Source organism: Devosia sp., from assembly GCF_028290645.1.
Taxonomy (GTDB): Bacteria; Pseudomonadota; Alphaproteobacteria; order Rhizobiales; family Devosiaceae; genus Devosia_A.
In genome coordinates this window covers 1-23,159 of the sequence record NZ_JAQGJL010000254.1, presented here as the reverse complement: position 1 = coordinate 23,159, position 23,159 = coordinate 1, and the positions used below count along the sequence as shown (strand labels likewise).

Sequence of the window (23,159 nt, the reverse complement as noted above, 5' to 3'; positions counted from 1 at the left end):
CATCTCGGAGCGCGAGATGAGCGTGCTCGAGATCGCCGCGGCGCTCCGCGCCGCCTTCCCCCGCGAAGCCCGCCGCGCCCCGCGCGTCGAGCTCCCGAACTGGGTCGTCCGCCTGCTCGGCCTGTTCGACCCCCAGATCGCCTCCAACAGCGCGGAGCTCGCCAATATCCGCCGCGTCGACGGTTCTTCCGGCCGCCAGCTCCTCGCCCACCCCATGATCCCCGCCCCCGACGCCACCGTCGCCACCGCCCACAGCCTCATCGACCAACACCTCGTCGCATGAAAAAAGGGCTGGTCCTCGGCGTGCGGATTGGCTAATAAGCGCGCCATCGAAGCGGGGCTGTAGCTCAGTTGGGAGAGCGCATCGTTCGCAATGATGAGGCCAGCGGTTCGATTCCGCTCAGCTCCACCACTTCGATTTCCCGGCTCTAGATCCTGGCATTCAGTGGCGTCGGCGACAGCCCCACACGCAGGCCAAAGCACGCGCTGGCTCTATCCATTGTCCACCGCCGCAACCGTGCCGTTGCCCCGACCTAGGCCTCGCCCCTGGGCACGGAAATCCTGCACACCACGCCGCTGGGCGCGTAGTCCACCTCTATCGTCCCGCCCGGAACCGCGCCGCTGATGAGGCGCGAGCCGAAGCCGCGCCGGGTGGGGGCGACAACCATGGGCCCGCCGGTCTCTCTCCAGCAGATCTGAAGCAGCCCCCCGCGGCTTTCCCACGTCAGGGACACCCGGCCGGCTGGAACGGACAGGCCGCCGTACTTCACCGCATTGGTGGCCAGTTCATGCACCACCATCGTCACCCCGCTGACCAGCGGCGCCGGGATGGGCACGTCTTCGCCGGAGAGCTCGAACCTGTCGACTTCCGTCGCCCGAAACGGCGCGAGGACATTGTTCATGAGCGCCGGCAGCGACGGGTTCGATGAGCTCGCCTGCAGCATCAGTTCGGTGGCCGTTCCAAGCGCGCGCAGGCGGCCGTTGAAGGCCTCCAGCGCAGCGTTGATATCGGCTCCGGCGCGGAACGTCTGGGTAGCGATGGCGCCGGTGATCATCAAATGGTTCTTCAGCCGGTGCTGCAGTTCCCCCACGCTCAGGGCCAGCCGGTCCTCGATGATCTTTCGTTCGGTGACGTCGATCAGCATCCCTGTCAATCGCGTGCCGCCGCCGTCGAATGGACGGACATACTGGCCGCGCAACACCAGCGTCTTCGATTCTCCGGCCGGGGTGATCAGCCTGAATTCGGCCTGCAGGTGCGTGCGGCTGGGCTCGGGGAAAGCCGCCCAGTCGCGACGCGCCCCGTCGCCTCCCTGCACTTCCCGATCACGCAGCCGCTCATAGGTCACGCCCTCGCTCTGCAGCCGCTCGAACTCGCCCGGCGCATAGAGCTTTCGGACGTCCACCACGCTGGGCTCGGCCGTCAGGGGAAGGCCGAGAAGGACATTCAGCTGCCGCGAAGGGGTAAGGCTGCCCGATTGAAGATCCACGTCCCAGACCGCCATCTTGCCGGCTTCCATGGCCAGCCTCAGCCGTTCGTCGCTCTCGACGAGCGCCCGGTGCGCCTCATGTTCCGCCGAAGCATCATGGACGACGCCGACCAGGGTCCGGCCCCCCGAGGCATCCGAGCTTGCGGTGATATCGGCGCTCAGCCACCGGTAGGAACCAAGACTGCCATTCCCGACGCGATAGAGGATGCGCTTCGGCGGGTCCCCGTCGCCGGTGCCTTCAAAGACCTGCTGCCAGACCGGGCGATCCCCCGGGTGGGTGCATTCGAGGAACTCCTCGAGATCCAGCGCGGCGCCCTTCCCGTAGAGCGCCGCGAGGCTCGCCGAAGCGAGGAACTGCCGGCTCGCCGCCTCCCAGACCCAGACCGCCGGCGACATGGCCTCCACAGCGAGACTAAGCTTGGCGGCAATATTCACCTGAGACACCTTTCGCGCTCGCCTTCCGGCTGTGACCCCAAAAGCCTATGGCATTCCGGGCCTTGCCGCTACCGGGCTGATCCCCTCTCGGCCTCGCGCTGCCCACCCTGGCGACGCGCCCGTGGTTGACGGAGCCTTACCCCCGCGATGCCGTCAGATACCGATGCGCTACGCAACCGGCGGAACTGGTTGCGAGGGCGAGAGGCCGCTAGCGTAGGGCTTCTTGTCCACACATCGGCCGGCAGCGCGGGCCGGGATTGTCTTCCAGAGGTTGTCTTGACTACGAATTGGAAGCGATCGAAGGCAACAGCGACCCCCCCGGCCGGGCGGGCGGGCGCTGGCGCAGGACCGCTCGCTGCCTTCGTGCTGGTCAGCCTGCTCGCCAATCTCATCATGCTGGTCGGCCCGATCTTCATGCTGCAGGTCTACGATCGGGTGCTGCCCAGCCGTTCGCTGCCGACGCTTTGGGCGCTGCTGCTGCTGGTGGTCGCGCTCTATGGCGTCTATGCGCTGATCGAGACCCTCAGGGCGCGCATGGCTGCCCGCTTCGCCAGCCTGGTTGACGCAAGGCTCTCGCCAAGGGCCTTCGAGGCCGGGCTCAAGGGCAAGCTCCAGGTGCACGACACGGTGCCGGCCGACCCGGTTCGCGATCTCGACAGCATCCGCCAGTTCCTCTCGAGTTCGGGGCCCGCCGCGCTGCTCGATCTGCCGTGGATGCCGATCTATCTGGCGACCGTCTTCCTGCTCCATCCCATGCTCGGATCGGTGACCCTGGGCGGCGCCGCGGTGATGAGCGGGCTTCTCGTCGTCAACGAGCTCAGCTCGCGGCGGCCCTCGCGCGAACTCGCCGCCGCCACGGCGCGGCGGCAGGTCCAGTCCGACGATGCCCGCGCCAGCGCCGAGAGCGTCGTCGCCATGGGCATGCTGCCGGCCATCACCCGTCGCTGGGAGGCGGCGAGCGCCGAGCTCTCGCGGGCCCAGCAGCAGGCCGGCGACCGCAACGGCCTCTATTCCTCCCTCACCCGGGCCTTCCGTTTCCTGCTGCAGGCGGGCGTGCTGGCGACCGGCGCCTGGCTGGTGATCAGCGGTGATATCTCCGGCGGCATCATGGTTGCGACGTCCATCATCTCGTCGCGCGCCCTGGCGCCGGTCGAGCAGATCGTCGGGCAATGGCGCGGATTCGTGGGCGCCCGCCAGGCCTGGCAGCGGCTGAGGGGCGCCCTGCGGGCAGCGCACGCCACCCTTCCCGCCGTGCAGTTGCCGGCCCCCCGCCACTCGCTCACCGTCAGGCAGCTTTCGACCGGGCCCGGCGCGCGGACCCGCCTCGTCGAAGGCATCTCCTTCGATCTCGCCGCCGGCGAGGCAATGGGCATCCTCGGCCTCTCGGGCTCGGGCAAATCGTCGGTGGCCCGGGCGCTGGTCGGCGCCTGGCCGGTCTTGCAGGGGTCCGTACGCCTCGATGGGTCGGAACGCGGCCACTTCGATCCGCATCAGCTCGGCCGCAGCGTCGGTTACCTGCCGCAACAGGTGGAGCTGTTCGCCGGCACCGTGGCCCAGAACATCGCACGGTTCACCGCCGGCGGCGACGAGGCCGCCCTGTTCGCTGCGGCGCGCGGCGCCCAGGTGCACGAGCTGATCGCCGCTCTACCGGAGGGATACAACACCCAGATCGGCGAGCGGGGCGCGGCGCTTTCGGCCGGCCAGCGCCAGCGCATCGGCCTCGCGCGTGCGCTCTACGGCGAGCCGTTCCTCCTCGTCCTCGACGAGCCCAACTCCAACCTCGACTCCGAGGGCGACGCCGCCTTGACCGGCGCCGTCCGCGCCGCCAAGGCGCGCGGCGCCGTGGTGATCATCGTCGCGCATCGGCCGGCGGCGATCGCGGCGGTCGACAAGCTGCTCTACCTCAGGAACGGGCGGCAGCAGGCCTTCGGCCCGAAGGACGACGTGCTGCGCCAGATCACCCGGCCGGCGCCGGTTGTCCGCAACCTCGTGGCGGTGGCCAATGGCTAGCGAAACCCTCGAAACCAGCGCCGCGGCCAGCCTCGGACGGCACGGGCTGGTCGGCTTCGCCGTCGTCTTGGCGGTGGCCGGAGGCCTTGGCCTCTGGGCCGCCACCACGCAGATCGCCGGCGCGGTGGTGGCGCCCGGCATCGTCGTGGTCGAGGATGGCAGCAAGCGCATCCAGCATCAGGAAGGCGGCATCGTCAGCGAGATCCTGGTGCGCAACGGCGACGCGGTGCGCGAGGGGCAATTGCTGCTGCGCCTCGACGGTACGGCAGTTTCGGCCTCGCGCGACGTTGTCCGGGCGCAACTCGACAACGCCTTCGCCGCCCGCGCCCGGCTCCTCGCCGAGGCATCCGGCGCCACGGCGATGGAGCGGCCGAGCGCATCGGGCTGGTCACCCGGCCCCGATTTCGACAAGGCCTTCGACACCCAGTCGCGCCTGCTTCAGGCCCGCAGAACCTCGCTCCTCGGCCAAAAATCCCGCCTTGCCGAACAGACTGCCCAACTCGAGGAACAGGTCGCGGGGCTGCAGGCGCAACAGGCGGCCCTCACCGACGAGCTGGCGATCCTTTCGGGCGAGTGGCGCGGGCTGGAGCAGTTGCTCGCCGGCGGGCTCACCGACTCGGCGCGCGTCAATGCCAACCGGCGCCAGCGCACCACCATCGAGGGCAGCATCGCCAAGCTCGCCACCGACATCGCCGGCGTGCGGGCCGCAATCGCCGAACGGGCCCTCGCCAGCGCCCAGGTCGAGGACGATTTCCGCTCCGGGGTCCTCGAGGACCTGCAGGCGCTCGAAGTGAACATCGCCGAGCTGCTGCAGCAGAAGATCACCGCCGACGACCGCCTGCGGCGGCTGGAAGTCCGGGCGCCGCGATCCGGCATCATCCACCAGTCGATCGTCCAGACCATTGGCGGCGTGGTGGCGCCGGGCGAAGCCCTGATGCTGGTCGTGCCAGCCAACGATCAACTGCTGGTCGACGTCCATGTCAACCCGGCGGACGTGGACGACATCTCGACGGGCCAGGACGTGCTGGTGCGATTTACCGGCCTCGACGCGCCGACAACGCCGGAGCTCCACGGATCGGTGTGGTCGGTATCCCCCGCCACGGCCCGGGATCCGCTGACCGGTGCGGTCTACTACGAAGTGAGGATCGCCGTCCCGGAGGCGGAGCGGCGGCGGCTCGGCGGGGCCACGCGGCTCATGCCCGGCATGCCGGCAGAAGCGTTCCTCGAGACCGACACCCGCACGGTGCTCGCTTACCTCGCCAAGCCGCTCATGGACCAGGTCCTGCACAGTTTCCGGGAGGACTGAAGGCCGGGCAACTCCGTGCCCCTCGGCGACTAATACTTACGGATGCCGCAGGTTATTCGCGTATTTCGCGCAAAGCAATACAAGTTAATCTATCGATCTGGTTTCGTCTTTAATATCTCGACGGCAGATTGCTCCAGGTCCACGGCGGAGTTTTGATCGTGCCTTCGGTTTCTACGGTTTCCAGGACGGGCAACGTTTACGTCGACGGCGTGCTAGGCGACTACAAATGGGCCACCACCAGCCTCACCTACAGCTTCCCCACCAGCGCGTCGTTTTACGGCACCGGCTACCGTTCGGGTGAGCCCGCCACCAATTTCGGCGCCCTGAACCCGGCGCAGGTCCAGATGGCGAAGACCGCCTACGCCGCCTATGCGGCGGTCGCCAACCTCACCTTCACCCAGATCACGGAATCCTCGACCACCCATGCCGACCTGCGCGTCGCGCTCTCGGACGCGCCGGGAACGGCCTGGGGCTACTATCCAAGCACCGCCGCGTCGGGCGGCGACGTGTGGCTCAACAAGTCGAGCGGCTACTACAACAGTCCCGCCAAGGGCAACTACGCCTACATGTCGTTCATCCACGAGATCGGGCACACGCTCGGCCTTGAGCACCCGCACGAAAACAACATGCCGCTCAGCCGCGATTCGATCGAATACACGGTGATGAGCTACCGCTCCTATGTCGGGGCGCCGCTGGCGAACTACGCCAACGAGACCTGGGGCTATGCCCAGTCGCTGATGATGTACGACATAGCCGCGGTCCAGCAGATGTACGGCGCGAACTACACCACCAACAGCGGCAACTCGGTCTACACCTGGAGCCCGACCACCGGGCAGATGTCGATCAACGGCGCCGGACAGGGCGCCCCGGGAGCCAACCGCATCCTCATGACCGTGTGGGATGGCGGTGGCATCGACACCTACGATTTCTCCAACTACTCGAGCAACCTGACGGTCGACCTGAACCCGGGCGGCTGGACCACCACCTCCACCGAACAGCTGGCCCGCCTCAGCGCCAACGGCTCGAAGCTCGCCATTGGCAACATCGCTAACGCCCTGCTCTTCAACGGCGACCTGCGCTCCATCATCGAGAACGCCGAAGGCGGGGCGGGCAATGACCGGATCACCGGCAACGTCGCCGCCAATACCCTGTGGGGTAATGGCGGCGCCGACACGCTGATCGGTGGCGACGGCGACGATCTGCTCTATGGCGGTTCGGGCGGAGACCGGCTGGAGGGCGGCAACGGCACCGATACGGTCTCGCATCTCGAGGCCACGGCGCGGGTCGTCGTCGACCTCGCGACCCCCTCGCTCAACGGCGGCGAGGCTACCGGCGACACCTATTCCTCGATCGAGCAGGTGATCGGCACCAACTACAACGACAGCCTGTGGGGCGACAGCGCCGCCAACGGGCTGGGCGGCTTTGCCGGCAACGACACGCTCAATGGCCGCGGCGGCAACGACGTCCTCGTCGGCGGCGACGGCGACGATGTACTCGAGGGCGGCGTCGGCGCCGACCGGCTGGAGGGCGGCAACGGCAACGACACCGCCTCCTACAGCGTGGCGCTGCTCAACAGCCTGCTGTCGCTCTCGATCTCCGGCGTGACCGCCGACCTGATGACCCCCAGCGCCAACACCGGCGAAGCGGCGGGAGACAGCTTCTTCTTTATCGAGAACCTCACCGGCAGCGCCTTCAACGACGTGCTCCGCGGCGACAATGGAGCCAATATCCTCAACGGGCTCGGCGGCAACAACACCCTCGTGGGCCGCGGCGGCAACGACACCCTGCTCGGCGGCATCGGCAACGACAGGCTGCAGGGCGACGCCGGCGCGGATACGCTCACCGGCGGCCTTGGAATCGATACCTTCGTGTTCACCGCCACCGGCGACACTCCGTCCGTCGGGCGGGACACCATCACCGACTTCGTGTCCCTGACCGACAAGATCGACCTCAAGGCGATCGACGCCAACACCAGTCTTACCGGCGACCAGGCATTCAGCTATATCGGCTCGAGCGGCTTTACCAACAAAGCCGGTCAGCTCAACTTCAAGGACGGACTGGTTTCGGGCGACGTCAACGGCGACGGCATCGCCGACTTCCAGATCGTGGTGAAGGGCCTCGCGATCCTCGCGGCCGGCGACTTCATCCTCTAGCAAGGACCGGCCGATGGACTGGATGGATTTCGACCGCTGGCCTGAATGCCTCCACCTCGAACGGCCGGGGATCGTCTTCGAGGTGATGAACGCCGAAGGCCTGAGCGTCCTCACCACCTGCACCGTCCCGCTCGAGATTCCCGCCGGCTGGACCTCGCCGCCGCTGCGGTTTCGCCCGGTGCCGGAACCCGCTCCCGGGCATTCCCAACCGCTGCCCCCGCCTGCTTCTGGCGGCTGACCGGAGCAGTTCTCGCACCGGCCCTCGGCCACTGAGCAACCATTTGCCCTGCGCAGCATTGGGTTTCGTCCACGTAGCGCAGGACGGCGCAACGGTCGTGACCGGGGCAAAGCCGATGATCATCGACAATACACACCCAGCGGGTCGGCGGCCCAGGCCATCGGGGCAAGGCCTGACGACCCTGTTGGTCGGCGTCATCGCCATCGCGGCCCTCTACCTGGGCGCCAGCATCTTCGTGCCGCTGGTCCTCGCGGTGCTGTTGACCTTCGCGCTGTCCCCGGTCGTGCGGCTCCTGCAGCGCGTGGGCCTTCCGCATCTGCCGGCCGTTCTGGTGACCGTCGCCGCGGCAGCCGCCCTGATCATCTGCGTCTCGTACCTTGTGATAACGGAGGTTGCCCACCTCGCGACCGAACTTCCCAAGTACCAGGAGGTCGTCGCCGGCAAATTGCGCGCGCTCCAGGCCTCGACCACCTCCGGCGACCTGTTTCAACGGCTCGGCAGCGCCCTCCAGAACATCCTTGCCGCCCTCCCCGAGCCGGTGGGTGCCGTAGCTCCGCAGCCGGTAACCATCGTCGATCCCGCCCAGGGCCCCCTCGGCTTCGGCCAGGCCTTCCTCCGGGCTGTGCTGGGACCGCTGGCAACCGGCGCCATCGTCACGCTGTTCGTGATTTTCCTCCTGGCCGAGCGGGAAAACTTCCGCGACCGCTTCTTGAAGCTGGTGAGCCGGGGCGACCTCCGGACCACGACGCGGGCGATGACCGACGCCGGCCGTCGCGTCAGCCGGTACCTCCTCGTCCAGTTCCTCGTGAACGCCACCTATGGCACGCTGTTCGGGTTGGGCCTCTCCGTGATCGGCATCCCCGACGCGCTACTCTGGGGGCTGCTCGCGGCCCTGTTCCGGTACATTCCGTTCGTCGGCACGATAATCGCGGCGATCATCCCCCTCGCCCTCTCCTTCGCCATTGACCCGCAGTGGACCAAGCTCGTCGCTGTCGTCGCCCTGTTCGTGTCGCTCGAAATGACCATCACCAACGCCGTCGAGCCCCGGCTCTATGGCTCGAGCACCGGCCTGTCGACGCTCGCGGTGCTTGTCGCGGCGATGTTCTGGGCGACCATCTGGGGCCCGATCGGCCTGATCCTCGCCACCCCGGTGACGGTGTGCCTCGTCGTTCTCGGCCGCTATGTCCCGCAGCTCGCATTTCTGGAAACGCTGCTCGGCAGCGAGCCGGTGCTGGCGCGCGAGGAGCAGCTCTACCAGCGCCTCGTCTCGGGAAACACCGAGGAGGCCATCGAACTGGCCGAGCAATATGTGGAAAAGAAGGGCTCCCCGCAGGCCTTCTACGACGACATCGCCGTCCCCGCCCTTCGCTTCGCCGAAAACGACCGCGCCAAGGACAGCGGCGATCTGGCCGAGCGGCGCCTCGTCGCGGAGGGAATGGACGCTGTCGTCAGGGAGGTGGAGAGCCTCTGGCCCGAGCCTGCTCCCGAGACGGCAACGCCGCTGACCGTCCTCTGCATCGGTGGTCGAACCGAGCTGGACGGCGCCGCCGCCAGCATCATCGCCCAGACCATCGCCCGTCGCGGCGTGACCGTACAGGTTCTGCCCCCGGTTTCGCTTCGTCCGCAGGGCATAGGGCAGATCGACCTCCGCGAGGCCGACGTGATCTGCATCGCCTATCTCGACGCCGCGGCCCGCACCTACCTGCGGTTTGCCGCAAGGCACATTCGCCGGCGCGATCCGGACATTTCCATCATCGCGTGTCTCCTTGCCGACCGCGAAACCCTTGGCGCCGTGGCCGACATGGCCCTGCCCGAAGGCACCACCATCGCAACCTCGATAGCTGCGGTCGACACGCTCATCGCCGCAATGTTGACCACTGACTCCCCGCCCGACGCGGCGGGCGCCCCGCCGATCGCGGATCACCAGCCACTGATCAGGCCGGGTCCCGCCCTCGATGACTTCACCGCCCGCGTGGCGCGGGAGTTCGGCGTCACCATCGCCGTGGTGGCCATGGCCGACACTCCGTCCGACACGGCCGGCGATGCATCCTCCCCGAGGAGCGACCTCGCGCCCCTGCGCGATCACATCATCGAAACGGGCTCCGCGCTCGTCATCGATGCATCCTCGGGCTCGGCCGAACTGATCGAGAACTCGTTCCTCGTCGAGAACGGTTTCGGCTTCGTGGCCGGCGCCCCGATCTTGTTTGAAGGCCAAATCCATGGCGTGCTGCTGGTCTTCGACCAGGCAGGCCGCACCTTCACCGAAGCCGACCTCGCAAGGCTCCAGGAGTTCGCCTCCGAGGTCGCCGGGGCCACCCCAACCCCGAACCCCACCCCCCTCCCCGTCCCGCCAGCCCCTGACCTCGCCAGCACGGTGAAGGCGTAGAACATACGGGACGGCCTCGCGACCGGATCATGCCCAATGAAGCGATATTGCGCTGACTGTTGGGAACGACCCCGCCAGACCCTGAAGTTGCGGCGATAGATACTTTGTACTCGGCCAGGACAGCCAGAGTTCGCCTCGGTTCTTGGCCAGTGCCGATGGTACGTAAGTCCCCATTTGGTTTCGGACCAACGTCAGTATACAGGAACATTGGGCCCTGTTTATATCATCGGCAAAGCGTCACCGGTACTTAAGAAAATGTTGCGTCCGCGTATTGTCGTCATTCTGCTTTTGCTCATCGTTGCATCCTTGTTCGCCGCCCCCGTTTCAGCTCAGCAGCATAAGTTGACGCTGGTACTTGCCGGGGACGCCTTCAAGGGCAAACCGAAATTCCAAGTGGCGCTCGGCGGGGTGGTCATCGGCAAGGGGGTAGTCGAATCCGCTACGGAGACGATGGTTGGTACCTCCGGGCGGCAGTCGGACTATCTCGAGAACTTTGAGTTCCCTGTTCCCAACCTTGGCTGTCTCGGCCAAGCTCCGCTCGAGATATCAATGACCAACGATCTCTGGGAAGAGGGCGTCGGGGACCGCAATATCTATGTGGCCTCGGCCACGATCGACTCCATCCGCCTCGACGCCAATGCCTTCGCGCTGCTCAAGGACGGCAAGCGGCTGCCGGTCCCCCAGGATGTCGCCCTGCTTCCCATACTCGACAGCCGGGTGGCTGTTGCTGAACCACCCCCTGGGGGGTGGACCGAGGTGGGCGAAGATTGCTCCGAGGGTTACTTGATGGAGGCGGTTGCGCCGCTCTATACGAGCGTACTCAATTTCGATCTGGTGATCGCTAATCCGGGCCACCCCATTCCAGGCGACGGTGGTGGCCTGGCCGCCATTCCGGGCGGGGTGTTGATAGCCCGGCCCCAGGATGGCCTGCTCTGGTTCTACGACCGCGAGGCACATTCCCTCCGCCGAACTGGCATCAGGCTACCGCCAATCAACGCCGACGTGATGCCCGCCATTACGCCTGGCGGGCTGCCGATCCGGCGTGAGCTGCTGCGCTATAACGATATAGAGGTAGCACCATGGAACGGGGAGACACACCTCCTCGCCTCCTACAGCTACTACGATGAGGCGCATGGCTGCGTGATCAGTCGCCTTGCACATAGTTCCCTTCCAGACGGATGGACCGACGCGCTGCGCAACGATCAACCCTTGGGGCTCGACTGGAAGATCGCATTGGAAACCACGCCGTGTTTGGGTTTCATCGAAACGGGAGACTCGACCTTTGGTGGTGCACAAGCGGGCGGCCGGATCGCCGCTAGCGGTGGGACAATCTATGTCACCGCGGGCGACTACGAGATCGACGGCGTCGGCGATGATGGCCCGCTCTACCCGCAACTCGCTGACAGCAGTTACGGCAAGGTGTTCAGCATCTCGCTGACCGATTGGACCGTCAGGATGTTGTCCATGGGGCATCGCAACCCGCAAGGCATCACCGTCGACGACAAGGGGAGTATCTGGGAGGTCGAGCAAGGCCCGGCTGGTGGCGACGAACTCAACCTCATCGTTGCAGGCGAGAACTATGGCTGGCCCCTTGCTACCCTTGGCATGGACTATGGCAGTGTCGACCGTGACTCCAAGTTCTGGCCCCACGCGAGCCGCCAGGGACGACATGACGTCTATCGTCCGCCAGTGTTTGCCTGGCTCCCCTCGATCGCGCCATCCAACCTCAAGCAGGTCGAGGGCGTGGACGACCGCTGGGACGGGGATCTCTTGGTCGGAAGCCTTGCCGGCGAGTCTCTGGTTCGCCTGCGCATTGAGGGGCAGTCGGTTGAGTTCGCCGAGCGCATCCCGATGGGGAAGCGCATCCGCTACGTGCAGCCAGCCGAGGGCCGCATCTACCTGCTGTTCGACAGCGGGGAGTTTGGGTTCCTCGTGCCCCACAAGATGCTGGACCACGTCGACGGGCCGATTGCTTCCGCCGATGAAGCACTGCGCCGGAACGGCTGCATGGCATGCCATTCGTCGATCGGGGCCCCACGACTTGGCAGCATCATCGGCAGCGATATCGCCGGACAAGCGGGCGTCGACTACTCGTCCGCTCTGCTGTCCAAACCAGGTGCATGGACCGAAAACGCGCTGCGCGCTTTCCTTGAGGATACTCAGGCCTTTGCCCGGGGTGCGATGATGCCGCAGCAGGCGCTGTCCCCCACCGCCCTGGATGAATTGGTCACCGCTCTGGAATGACGTCGGGTGGCGCGAGCGACCTTCGGACCAACTGTTCCTGCATGTTGGGAGGTCGATCTCCGAAGGCCGCCTAGGTTTCCCTTCAGGTCTGTGGTGTGGAAAGCACCTGGCGATTGGATGCGCCCCCTGTCCTCTGGCGAGCTATCGCCGAACCGCAACCGCGCCGACAGGATGCCGCCCCACCACCGCCTCCATTGAACCGCCGCATCTGCACCCTATCTCCTTGTGACCGCAGCGAACCCGGCCAGTCCATGCCCGTCCCAGTCGTCGATGCCAAAGGCGTCAACCTGCATCTGAAGAGTGGCGGCACGCCGCTGCATATCTTGAAGGATGTCGATCTCGCCCTCGCCCCCGGCGAGGTGACCGCCATTGTCGGGCCGTCGGGTAGCGGCAAGACCTCGCTGCTGATGGTGCTGTCCGGCCTCGAGCAGGCCACCGGCGGCACCATCACCGTCGCCGGCACCGACATCACCAATCTCAACGAGGACCGCCTCGCCATCTTCCGGCGCAACGCGCTCGGCATCCTGTTCCAGAATTTCCACCTGATCCCCTCGCTCACCGCGCTGGAAAATGTCGCGCTCACCCTCGAGATCGCAGAGCCCTCCCTGCCCTGGGCGGAGATTCGCGACCGCGCCGCCGCCGCCCTCACCGATGTCGGCCTCGCCGCCCGCCTGACCCACCTGCCGAGCGCCCTTTCCGGCGGCGAACAGCAGCGCGTCGGCCTCGCCCGCGCCATGGTCGGCAACCCAAAGCTCCTCCTCGCGGACGAGCCCACCGGCAATCTCGACCAGGAGACCGGCGCGCATGTCATCGAACTGATGTTCGGTCTCGCCCGCGAACGCGGCACGGCGATCCTGCTGATCACCCACGATCCGTCGCTGGCGAGGAAAGCCGACCGGCAGTTGCGCATGAACGAGGGCCATCTCAGCGAGCTGGTGCCCGCGTGAGCTGGCTGCAAGGGACGCTACGAGGGTGGCTCCGCGTCGCCCTCAAGGATTTGCGCGGCGATCTCCGCCGCTTCACCATCCTCCTCGCCTGCCTTGCGCTGGGCGTCGGGACCATCACCATTGTCGGCTCGGTCGGCGCGGCGCTGCAATCGGGACTGTTGCGCGACGCCCGAACCCTGCTCGGCGGCGACCTCGAAGCCAGCCTCTCCTATCGCGCCGCGACGCCCGAGGAGCGCACCCTGTTCCAGAGCCTCGGCAAGCTCGACGAGGTCGTCGAGGTGATGGGCCGCGCCGACGCGGGCGATCAGAGCAACTTCCTCGCCATCCGCGCCGTCGACCAGAACTACCCGCTGATCGGCAAGGCCGTCGTCGAAGGCAGCGACACCCCGCTGCCCGAGCTGCTGGCGGAACGCAACGGCAGCTACGGCCTCGTCGCCGACGGCCTGCTGCTCGATCGGCTCGGGCTGAAGCTCGGCGACAAGCTCACCATCGGCCATGCCGGCTTCGTCCTCACCGGCGTCCTCGGCAGCGTCCCCGACCAGGTTACCGCCGGCATGCAGTTCGGCATCCCGGCGCTGATGTCGGTCGAGGCGCTCGACGCCACCGGCATCCTCGCCCCCGGCGTCCTCGCCAGCTACCGCTACAAGCTGCTGCTCGACCCGCCCGATTTCGCCGCCGCCTCCACCGCGATCGAGACCGCCTTCCCCAAGGCCGGCTGGAAGCTCAGCACGCCGCGCGACGCCACCGCGGACCTCTCGCGCTTCTTCGATATCTTCGCCCGCTTCCTCACCATCGTCGGCCTCTCGTCGCTCCTCGTCGGCGGCCTCGGCGTCTCCAACGCCATCTCGGCCTATGTCACCGAACGCCAGCGCTCCATCGCCACCATGAAGGCGCTCGGCGCCACCGGCCCGCGCATCCTTGTGCACTTTCTCACCCAGGTGATGCTGCTCACCCTCGCCGGCATCGTCCTCGGGCTCATCCTCGGCACGGCGCTGACCATGGTGATCCTCCCCATCCTCGGGGGCCTGCTCGGCCTGTCGCTGCCGCCGGTCGTCGACATCACGACGCTCTGGACCGCCGCCGGCTTCGGGCTCCTCACCGGCTTCGCCTTCGGCTACCTGCCCCTGGTCAGGGCCGAAAAGCTGAAGCCGGCGCTGCTGTTCCGCTCCGCCGGCTCCGCCGTCGAAGGCGGGCTCGAGTGGCGCGACCTGCTGAAGCCGAGCCTCTGGCTCCCAATCGGCCTTGCCATCCTCGCCATCTATGCGCTCGCCGCGCTCACCACCGGCCGCCCGCTGCTGGTTCTCTGGTATGCGCTCGGCGTCGTCGCGGCCTTCCTCATCCTCCGGCTCGCCGCCTTCCTGCTACAGCGCGTCCTGAAGCTCATCCCGCCGCTGCCCAACGCCGCGCTCCGCAACGCCGTCAAGTCGATCTGGCGCCCCGGTGCCCCCGCTCCCGTCGTCATCCTGTCGCTCGGGCTCGGCCTTGCGCTCCTCCTCCTCATCGCGCTGATCGACGGGAACCTGCGCCACCAGCTCGCCCGCGAGTCGATCCCCAACGCCCCGAGCTTCATCTTCATGGACCTGTTCGAGGACGAGGCGGACTCGCTGCGCACCTTCTCGGTCGGCGACAAGCAGGTCGAAAGCTTCGCCTCTCTGCCCATGGTCACCGGCGCGATCGAAGCGATCAACGACACCCCGGTCGCCGAGCTTGGCCGCACCCCGCCCCCGGAATTCGCCTTCGTCCTCGACGGCGACATCCCGCTCACCGCCTCAGAGGACCTGCCCGATCATTCCACCATCACCGAAGGCAGCTGGTGGCCGCGCAACTTCATCGGCCCGCCGGAAGTCTCGGTGTTCCAGCGGCTGAAGGAGCCGCTCGGCCTGAAGCTCGGCGACATCCTCACCTTCCGCATCTTCGGCGAGGAGGTGAAGGTGAAGATCGGCAGCTTCCGCGATTACGCCTGGCGCTCGGGTGGCGTGAATTTCGGCTTCGTCCTGTCGCCCAACGCGCTCGCCGATTTCCCGCTCAGCTATCTCGGCCTGCTCAAGGCCTCGCCCGGCCACGAGCGCGAGGTGCAGCAGCGCCTCGTCGCCGCCTTCCCCGACCTGCTCTTCCTCCCCATCGGCGAAGCGCTCGAGACCTTCGCCGCCATCCTCGCCAACGTCACCACCGCCGTCGAGGTGATCGGCGGCCTCGCCGTGGTCAGCGGCGTGCTGGTGCTTGCCGGCGCCATGGCCGCGGGGCGCAAGCAGCGCGAGTCGGATGCCGTGGTGATGAAGGTGCTCGGCGCCACCCGCGGCGACGTGCTGCACGCCTATCTCGTCGAATACGGCCTCCTCGGCCTTCTCTCCGCCGTGCTCGCCGGCCTCCTCGGCCTCGCCGGCACCTGGGCCTTCGTCGAGTTCGTGCTCGAGATCGACTTCTGGGCGGACCCGCTGCTCATCGTCTGGGTCGCCCTCGGCACCATCGCCCTCGCCATCATCGTCGGCATGCTCACCACCTGGTCCGCCCTCTCCGCCCGCCCCGCAGCCTTCCTGCGCGAGGAGTGATCCTCCCCCGCGCAGCGGGGGAGGGGGACCATGCGAAGCATGGTGGAGGGGGCCGTCCGCACGCTAGTCTTCCGACAACCCGGAGGACCCGATGCGCCGCCTGCTCGCCCTGTTCCTGCTGCTCGCCACTCCGGCCTACGCCCAGTCGCCGCAGCTCGACGAAGTCCGCGCCGCCTGGGACACCTGCACCCGGCTGCTCCAATCCGCCCCCGACGACTGGACCGGCTGGCGGCGCAGCTTCGATGGCGGCTATGCCGACCGCTTCCAGTTCCACGACGGCGGCGACGGTGCGCCCTCCGTCCTCACCCAGACCTGGCTGATCGACGCCATCGCCACCCAGACCGACACCTCCTGCTACCGCCCCGACGGCAGCCTAGCCTTCGTCCTCTCCGAGATGACCTCGCCCAACATGGCCCAGGGCGCCGACGGCCCCACGATCACCCGCGAAGGCCGCCTCTCCTTCGCCCCCGACGGCCGGCTCCTGCGCGTCCTCAAGCGCATCACCGAAGCCGGCAAGGAAGTGGCGCCGATCGACAATGAAAACTACCAGCTCGCCCGCGGCTGCACCCTCACCGCCCCCCACGCCACCGTCGACGACGTCCGCTCCCACATGATCTCGGAACTCGGCGACATCGAAGGCACGCGCGGCGAGTACATCGCCGAACCGCTGGACTGGTGCTCGATGGAAACGGAGTAACCTGCCCCTCAGTCGGGTCTCCCTCCCCCTTTGCGGGGAGGGGACAGGGGTGGGGGTCCCCACGCGCCAGCCCCTAGGTGGCCGGCGCAACACCCCCTACTCCGGCTGCCCCCCAACCTTCGTCACCGCCGCCGACCCCGCCGCGATCCCCCGCCGCAGGCACGTCTCCAGCTCCGCCCCACCCAGCTCCGCCGAAACGAACGCCGCCGCGAACGCATCCCCCGCCCCGGTCGTATCCACCACATTCACCACCGGCGCCGGCAGCCGCAGCGTCACCCCATCCTCTCCGCAGACCGCCGCGCCGCCCGCCCCGAGCTTCACCACCACCCGCCCGTAATTCGGCCCGAGCACCCGCATCTGTGCCTCGACATCGCCCGTCCCGGCCAGCGCCACCGCCTCGTCCTCGTTGGCGAACAGCGTCGAAAACCCGCGGGTCCACTCGAGGAACTTCCCCGCGCCCACCTCCTCGACGAACCCCACCGACGCCGCATCCACCGCCACCGGAATGCCGCGCGCCTGCGCCTCCCCCGCCATCCAGCGCGCTGCATGCCGGGGCTTGTCCGCGAACAGCGAATAACCCGAGACCAGCACGTAGCGCGTCTCCTCGAGCAGCCACACCGGCATGTCCGAATGCGACAGGTCGAGGTTCGCCCCCCGGTCGGTCAGAAAACTCCGTTCCCCGTCCGCATCGACGATGGTGACCAGGATGCCCGACGGCTTCACCGGGTCGGCGATCAGCACCGGATCGACGTGAAACCCGCGCAGATACGCCTCGAGATGCGGCTTGTCCCGCGCCCCCACCCGCGCCACGAAACTCACCGGCGTCCCCATCGAGCCCAGCCACACCGCCTGGTTCGCCCCCGAGCCGCCCGGCCGCGTGGTGATCGCCGCACGCCGGTCCGACCCCCGCACGATGGGACCCTCCGGAATCACGATCACGTCGGTCATCACGTCGCCGATGACGATCACCCGCCCCGCCGTTTCGCTCATCGGCTAGACTTGGCCAGCGCCACCGCGATCTCCGCCGCCACCCTGGCATTGTTCTCGACGAGAGCGATGTTGGCGACGAGGCTCTTGCCGTCGGTCAGCTCGAAAATCCGCTTCAAGAGGAACGGCGTCAGCTCCTTGCGGCTCACCCCCTCGGCCTCCGCGCCCCTGATCGCCTCGGCGATCCGCCCTTCGATCATATCCTTGTCGAGCGCCGCGCTTTCCGGGATCGGGTTCGCCACCAGCACGCCGCCCAGGCCCAGCGCGAACTGCAGCGCGATCACCTTCGCCGCCTCCTTGCCGCTCTCGACCCGGTGGTCGACCTTGCCGCCGCTCTGGCGCGCCCAGAACGCAGGGAAATCGTCGGTCTGGAACCCCAGCACCGGCACGCCCTTGCTCTCCAGCACCTCGAGCGTCTTGGGGATATCGAGGATCGACTTCGCCCCCGCGCACACCACGGCCACCTGCGTCCGCCCCAGCTCCTCGAGATCGGCCGAGATATCGAACGTCGTCTCGGCCCCGCGATGCACCCCGCCAATGCCGCCCGTGGCGAACACCGCAATCCCCGCCGCCTCGGCCGCCATCATCGTCGTTGCCACCGTGGTCCCCGCCACTTCGCCCGAAGCGAGCAGCGCCGCGACGTCGCGCCGCGAGGCCTTGGCCGCCTTGCCGCCGGTCTGCGCCAGCCGCTCGAGGTCCTTGGCCGTCACGCCCAGCTTGAACTTGCCGTCCATGATGGCGATCGTCGCCGGCACCGCGCCGTGCTTCTCGATCACCGCCTCGACATTCCGCGCCATCTCGAGGTTCTGCGGATAGGGCATGCCATGCGTGATGATCGTCGATTCGAGCGCCACCACCGGCTGCCCGGCCTCGAGCGCCTTCTTCACGGCCGGCGAAATGGAGAGATGCTTCTTGAGGCTCACGGGAGCGCCTTTCGGACAAGGGAATTTGCCTTCCCTTGAACTGAAATCGGCCGGACTTCAACTGGCGACGGCCTTTGGCTTGATAGCCCGGTGCGTGCCGACCCCCACCCCTCTCCCCTCCCCCTCAACAGGGGGAGGGAGACCCTCCCGACCGGCGCTGACAACCCGCCGCACCGGGCAAGCAATTGGCGTCTCCCTCCCCATTCTTAGGGGGAGGGGACAGGGGTGGGGGTCGGCTCGCACCGGCCTTCAGGCATAACTCCCCACAGCCCCGCGCCGTGTCGTCGCACTCACCCGAACCCCGCCCCAAAAACCCCTAAAACCCTTGCCCCACGGTACAATTGCCTCTAGTTTCGCCCCGGCTGAGAGGCTCGCCGCGCAAGGGATAACGTCACTGCTTACGGTCATTGTTGATCCGGAACCCCCTCCGGATCGATGGGCGCCCGGCTCCGGGCATACTGCGAACGTGAATTTTCCCGGCGCGACGCCCGCGCTGCTTGGCCTTCCCTCCCCCGTACCCACACCCCGACATCATCGTCACGCTGCCGGTACCGCCACCTTCAATTCCCCTGGCCCGCGCCAGGCATCCGCCAACCGGCGCCCTCGCGCGCCCACACATCTGTCATGCGCCGCAAGCCCTCCGCGGCTCTCGAACAAGGAGACGAGATAGTGCACAAATCGATGCTGATTGCTTTGGGAGCGCTGCTCGCCGCATCGCCTGCCCTGGCGCAGGAAAATGTCGTCAACGTCTACAACTGGTCCGACTACATCGCCGAAGACACGGTGGCCAAGTTCGAGGCCGAGACCGGCATCAAGGTCAACTACGACGTATTCGATAGCAACGAAGTGGTCGAGGCCAAGCTCCTCGCCGGCTCTTCGGGCTATGACGTGGTGGTACCCTCGGGCTTCTTCCTCGAGCGCCAGATCGCCGCCGGGCTGTTCCAGCCGCTGGACAAGTCCAAGCTCCCCAACCTCGCCAACATGGACCCCGATGTCATGGCCGCCACGCAGGCCCATGATCCGGAGAACAAATACGCCGTCGACTACATGTGGGGCACCACCGGCATCGGGTACAACGTCGCCAAGGTGAAGGCGGCGCTCGGCGACATTCCGATCGACAGCTGGGACATCGTGTTCAAGCCCGAGAACATCGCCAAGCTCAAGGATTGCGGCGTCGCCATCCTCGACGCGCCCGCCGAGATCGTCGGCACCGCGCTCAATTATCTCGGCCTCGATCCGAACTCCGAGAACACCGACGACCTGAAGAAGGCCGAGGACCTGCTCACCGCCATCAAGCCGTCGGTCCGCTACTTCCACTCGAGCCAGTACATCGACGACCTCGGCGCCGGCGAGATCTGCCTCGCCATTGGCTATTCGGGCGACGTGTTCATCGCGCAGGCCGCGGCCAAGGAAGCCAACGCCGGCGTCGATATCGCCTACACCATCCCAAAGGAGGGCGCGCTCAAGTGGTTCGACATGTTCGCCATCCCCTCGGATGCGCCGCATGCCGATAACGCCCACAAGTTCATCGACTTCATGCTGCGCCCCGATATCGCCGCGGCCAACACCAACTACGTATTCTACGCCTCCGGCAACAAGGCGGCGCTCGATCTCATCGATCCCGCCGTCAAGGACGATCCGTCGATCTATCCGACCCCGGAAGTGGCCGCCAAGCTCTTCACCCTCAAGGCGCACACGCCCGGCTTCGATCGGGACTTGACGCGCACCTGGACCCGCATCAAGACGGGTCAGTAATCGCTTCCAGGGGCGGGGTTTCGACCCCGCCTTCTTCTATGCCGATGGGCTCAAGACAGTATGGCCAAGAAACCGCAGCTCGCCGTCGACACGCGCCCGTGGCGCGACCCGTCGGCGAAGCCTTTCGTGCGCATCCGCAACGTCACCAAGAAGTTCGGTGACGTCGCCGCGGTCAACGACGTGTCGCTCGATATCTTCAAGTCCGAGCTGTTCTGCCTGCTCGGCGGCTCGGGCTCGGGCAAGTCGACGCTGTTGCGCACCCTGGCCGGTTTCGAGGCCCCGACCGCCGGCACCATCGAGATCGACGGCCAGGACATGACCGGCGTGCCGCCCTACAGGCGGCCGGTCAACATGATGTTCCAGCACTACGCGCTGTTCCCGCACATGACGGTCGAGCAGAATGTCGCCTACGGACTGAAGCGCGACAACTTGCAGCGCGACGAGATCGCCGCGCGCGTCGCCGAGCTGCTGCAGTTGGTCAAGCTCGAGGACTACGGCAAGCGCAAGCCCGACCAGCTCTCCGGCGGCCAGCGCCAGCGCGTCGCCCTCGCCCGCTCGCTGGCCAAGCGCCCGAAACTCCTGCTCCTCGACGAGCCGCTCGGCGCCCTCGACAAGAAACTGCGCGAAGAGACCCAGTTCGAGCTCGTCAAGATCCAGGAAACCCTCGGCGTCACCTTCATCGTCGTCACCCACGACCAGGAAGAGGCGATGACGCTCGCCACCCGCATCGGCGTGATGAACCAGGGCGAGATCGCGATGATCGGCGAGCCGCACGACATTTACGAGTTCCCCAATTCGCGGTTCGTCGCAAGCTTCATCGGCTCGGCCAACATGTACGAGGGCATCGTCACCGAGGACGAGCCGGACCATGTCCGCATCCGCTCGGCGGAACTCGGCTGCGACATTCATGTCGGCCACGGCGCCGATTGCGCCCCCGGCCAGATCCTGTGGTGGGCCATCCGCCCCGAAAAGCTCGTCATCAGCCGCGACAAGCCGCTGGACCCCGGCCCCGACGGCGCCAACCTGCTGCGCGGCGTGGTCGAGGATATCGCCTATCTCGGCGACATGAGCGTCTTCCAGGTGCGGCTCGAGAGCGGCAAGTACATGCGCGTCACGAGGACCAACGCGCGCCGCGGCGACCCCGACGCCATAACCTGGGACGAGAAGGTTTGGATCACCTGGGCGGATACCGCCGGATCGGTGCTGGTGTCATGACCGAGATCAGCCTTCGGAGCGCCGAACGCCCCTGGGTTGGGTTCCTCCGCCGGCTCCGCATCTTCAACTTCACCGGCCGCAGCCTGGTTATCCTCGCGCCGGCGCTGTGGCTGACGATCTTCTTCCTGATCCCGCTGGCGGTGGTGTTCAAGATCTCGCTCTCGGAAGCGGCGATCGCCCGGCCGCCCTACCTGCCGCTCCTCACCGTCGACCCCGACGGCACCGTGCAGCTGACGCTGCACCTCAACAACTATCTTTTCCTGCTGAGCGACAGCCTCTACATCAACTCCTACCTCAACTCGATCAAGATCGCCCTGATCTCGACGGTGATCGCGCTGCTGATCGCCTACCCGATGGCCTATGCCATCGCCCGCGCGCCGGAGAAATGGCGCAACATCCTGCTGATGCTGGTGATCCTGCCGTTCTGGAGCTCCTTCCTCCTCCGCGTCTACGCGTGGATCGGGTTCTTGAAGGGCAACGGCGTCATCAACAACGTGCTGATGTATCTCGGCATCATCCACGAACCGCTGGTGATGCTGCAGACCGATTTCGCCGTCTATGTCGGCATCGTCTACACCTACCTGCCGTTCATGATCCTGCCGCTCTACACCACCCTCGTGAAGCTTGATCAGAGCCTCCTCGAAGCGTCGGCCGATCTCGGCTCGCGGCCGTGGCAGACCTTCCTCTCCGTTACCCTGCCGCTCTCCATGCCCGGCGTCATCGCCGGCTCGCTCCTCGTCTTCATCCCCTCGCTCGGCGAGTACGTCATCCCGGCGCTGCTCGGCGGCCCCGACACCCTGATGATCGGCCGCGTGCTGTGGGACGAGTTCTTCTCCAACCGCGACTGGCCGGTAGCCTCCGCCGTCGCCATCGCCATGCTGCTGGTGGTCGTCGTGCCGATCATGTTCCTGCAAAAGGCGCAGTCCGCCGTGGTGGAAGCCAAATGAAGCGCCGCGGCTGGTTCCTCCCCCTCGCAGCAACCCTCGGCTTCGCCTTCCTCTACCTGCCGATCGTCTCGCTCGTCGTCTTCTCCTTCAACGAGAACCGGCTGGTGACCGTGTGGTCCGGCTTCTCGCTCAAGTGGTACGCCGCGCTCTTTGCCGATCCGCAGATGCTCGGCGCGGCCTGGCTCAGCCTGCAGATCGCCGCGGTCAGCGCCACCATCGCGCTCGTCCTCGGCACGCTCTGCGCGGTGGCGCTGGTGCGCTTCCGCCGCTTCCGCGGCAAGACGCTGCTCGCCGGCATGGTCTCCGCCCCGCTGGTGATGCCCGACGTGATCACCGGCCTCAGCCTCCTGCTGCTCTTCGTCGCCATGGAATCGATGTTCGGCTGGCCCGCGGGCCGAGGCGTCCTGACCGTCATCCTCGCCCACTCGACGCTCTGCATGGCCTACATCACGGTCGTCGTGCAGTCCCGCCTCTCCGACCTCGATTTGAGCCTCGAGGAAGCCGCGATGGACCTCGGCGCCACCCCGGTCCGCGTGTTCTTCGACATCACGCTGCCCATCATCGCCCCGGCGCTGATCTCGGGCTGGCTGCTCGGCTTCACCCTGTCGCTCGACGACTTGGTGATCGCCAGCTTCGTCTCCGGCCCCGGCTCCTCGACCCTCCCGATGGTGATCTTTTCCAAGATCCGCCTCGGCGTCTCCCCCGACGTCAACGCGCTCGCCACCATCATCATCGGCGTCGTCGCCCTGGGCGTCGTCACCGCCACCCTGATCGGCTTCCGCTCCAACGGCAAGGAGCGCCGGGCCTAGCGACACACGTGCCGCGATGCCGTTGAGAGGGTCCCCCTCCCCAGTAGGGGGAGGGGCCAGGGGTGGGGGTC

The 23,159-nt window shown here is 67.1% G+C and carries 16 protein-coding genes, 1 tRNA gene and 1 pseudogene; 15 read left to right on the top strand and 3 right to left on the bottom strand.

Annotation, left to right across the window (positions count from 1 at the left end; all coding sequences use genetic code 11):
* Both JWQ89_RS14095 and JWQ89_RS14090 read left to right on the top strand, forming a co-directional pair.
* Positions 1–283, top strand: a pseudogene (locus JWQ89_RS14095) (aldehyde reductase); the annotation flags it as partial.
* A 53-nt stretch (positions 284–336) separates the two neighbouring features.
* Positions 337–412 (top strand) — tRNA-Ala (locus tag JWQ89_RS14090).
* A gap of 121 nt (positions 413–533) precedes the next feature.
* Here JWQ89_RS14090 and JWQ89_RS14085 read toward each other — a convergent pair.
* A complete protein-coding gene (locus tag JWQ89_RS14085; RefSeq protein WP_299642009.1) occupies positions 534–1,922 on the bottom strand; it encodes an HWE histidine kinase domain-containing protein in 1,389 nt (462 codons plus the stop codon).
* A gap of 363 nt (positions 1,923–2,285) precedes the next feature.
* Between JWQ89_RS14085 and JWQ89_RS14080 the strand changes: the two genes are divergently transcribed.
* From JWQ89_RS14080 to JWQ89_RS14040, 9 genes are all read left to right on the top strand, one after another.
* On the top strand, positions 2,286–3,932 hold the full coding sequence (locus JWQ89_RS14080) for a type I secretion system permease/ATPase (RefSeq protein ID WP_299642007.1): 1,647 nt from the start codon (positions 2,286–2,288) through the stop codon (positions 3,930–3,932).
* Positions 3,925–5,238, top strand: a complete 1,314-nt coding sequence (locus JWQ89_RS14075; RefSeq protein ID WP_299642005.1) for an HlyD family type I secretion periplasmic adaptor subunit — start codon at positions 3,925–3,927, stop codon at positions 5,236–5,238. The genes JWQ89_RS14080 and JWQ89_RS14075 overlap by 8 nt, the downstream gene beginning before the upstream one ends.
* A gap of 158 nt (positions 5,239–5,396) precedes the next feature.
* On the top strand, positions 5,397–7,391 hold the full coding sequence (locus JWQ89_RS14070) for a M10 family metallopeptidase C-terminal domain-containing protein (RefSeq protein WP_299642004.1): 1,995 nt from the start codon (positions 5,397–5,399) through the stop codon (positions 7,389–7,391).
* 13 nt (positions 7,392–7,404) lie between these two features.
* On the top strand, positions 7,405–7,629 hold the full coding sequence (locus JWQ89_RS14065; RefSeq protein ID WP_299642002.1) for a hypothetical protein: 225 nt from the start codon (positions 7,405–7,407) through the stop codon (positions 7,627–7,629).
* Between the two features lie 97 nt (positions 7,630–7,726).
* Positions 7,727–10,015: an AI-2E family transporter gene (locus JWQ89_RS14060; RefSeq protein WP_299642000.1), complete on the top strand. Its 2,289-nt coding sequence runs from the start codon at positions 7,727–7,729 to the stop codon at positions 10,013–10,015.
* 207 nt (positions 10,016–10,222) lie between these two features.
* Positions 10,223–12,259, top strand: coding sequence for a PQQ-dependent sugar dehydrogenase (locus JWQ89_RS14055; RefSeq protein WP_299641999.1), 2,037 nt, complete (start codon positions 10,223–10,225; stop codon positions 12,257–12,259).
* A 251-nt stretch (positions 12,260–12,510) separates the two neighbouring features.
* Complete coding sequence (locus JWQ89_RS14050; RefSeq protein ID WP_299641997.1) at positions 12,511–13,206, top strand: ABC transporter ATP-binding protein; 696 nt, start codon at positions 12,511–12,513, stop codon at positions 13,204–13,206.
* Complete coding sequence (locus tag JWQ89_RS14045) at positions 13,203–15,755, top strand: FtsX-like permease family protein (protein ID WP_299641995.1); 2,553 nt, start codon at positions 13,203–13,205, stop codon at positions 15,753–15,755. Before JWQ89_RS14050 ends, JWQ89_RS14045 begins: the two co-directional genes overlap by 4 nt.
* Before the next feature lie 91 nt (positions 15,756–15,846).
* A complete protein-coding gene (locus JWQ89_RS14040; RefSeq protein ID WP_299641993.1) occupies positions 15,847–16,452 on the top strand; it encodes a hypothetical protein in 606 nt (201 codons plus the stop codon).
* A gap of 96 nt (positions 16,453–16,548) precedes the next feature.
* Here JWQ89_RS14040 and JWQ89_RS14035 read toward each other — a convergent pair whose 3' ends face one another.
* Both JWQ89_RS14035 and JWQ89_RS14030 read right to left on the bottom strand, forming a co-directional pair.
* On the bottom strand, positions 16,549–17,442 hold the full coding sequence (locus JWQ89_RS14035; protein WP_299641992.1) for a PfkB family carbohydrate kinase: 894 nt from the start codon (positions 17,440–17,442) through the stop codon (positions 16,549–16,551).
* On the bottom strand, positions 17,439–18,362 hold the full coding sequence (locus tag JWQ89_RS14030) for a pseudouridine-5'-phosphate glycosidase (RefSeq protein ID WP_299641991.1): 924 nt from the start codon (positions 18,360–18,362) through the stop codon (positions 17,439–17,441). Before JWQ89_RS14030 ends, JWQ89_RS14035 begins: the two co-directional genes overlap by 4 nt.
* 681 nt (positions 18,363–19,043) lie before the next feature.
* Between JWQ89_RS14030 and JWQ89_RS14025 the strand changes: the two genes are divergently transcribed.
* The 4 genes from JWQ89_RS14025 to JWQ89_RS14010 are packed head-to-tail and all read left to right on the top strand — an operon-like array spanning position 19,044 to position 23,088.
* Positions 19,044–20,117, top strand: coding sequence for a polyamine ABC transporter substrate-binding protein (locus tag JWQ89_RS14025; protein ID WP_299642011.1), 1,074 nt, complete (start codon positions 19,044–19,046; stop codon positions 20,115–20,117).
* Positions 20,118–20,177: 60 nt separating this feature from the next.
* Entirely contained in the window at positions 20,178–21,332 is a 1,155-nt protein-coding gene (potA, locus tag JWQ89_RS14020) for a polyamine ABC transporter ATP-binding protein (protein WP_299641990.1), read from the top strand.
* Complete coding sequence (locus JWQ89_RS14015; RefSeq protein WP_299641989.1) at positions 21,329–22,279, top strand: ABC transporter permease subunit; 951 nt, start codon at positions 21,329–21,331, stop codon at positions 22,277–22,279. The genes potA and JWQ89_RS14015 overlap by 4 nt, the downstream gene beginning before the upstream one ends.
* Positions 22,276–23,088 (top strand): ABC transporter permease subunit, encoded by an 813-nt coding sequence (locus JWQ89_RS14010; RefSeq protein WP_299641988.1) that lies wholly within the window; start codon positions 22,276–22,278, stop codon positions 23,086–23,088. Before JWQ89_RS14015 ends, JWQ89_RS14010 begins: the two co-directional genes overlap by 4 nt.
* The last annotated feature ends 71 nt before the right edge of the window (positions 23,089–23,159 follow it).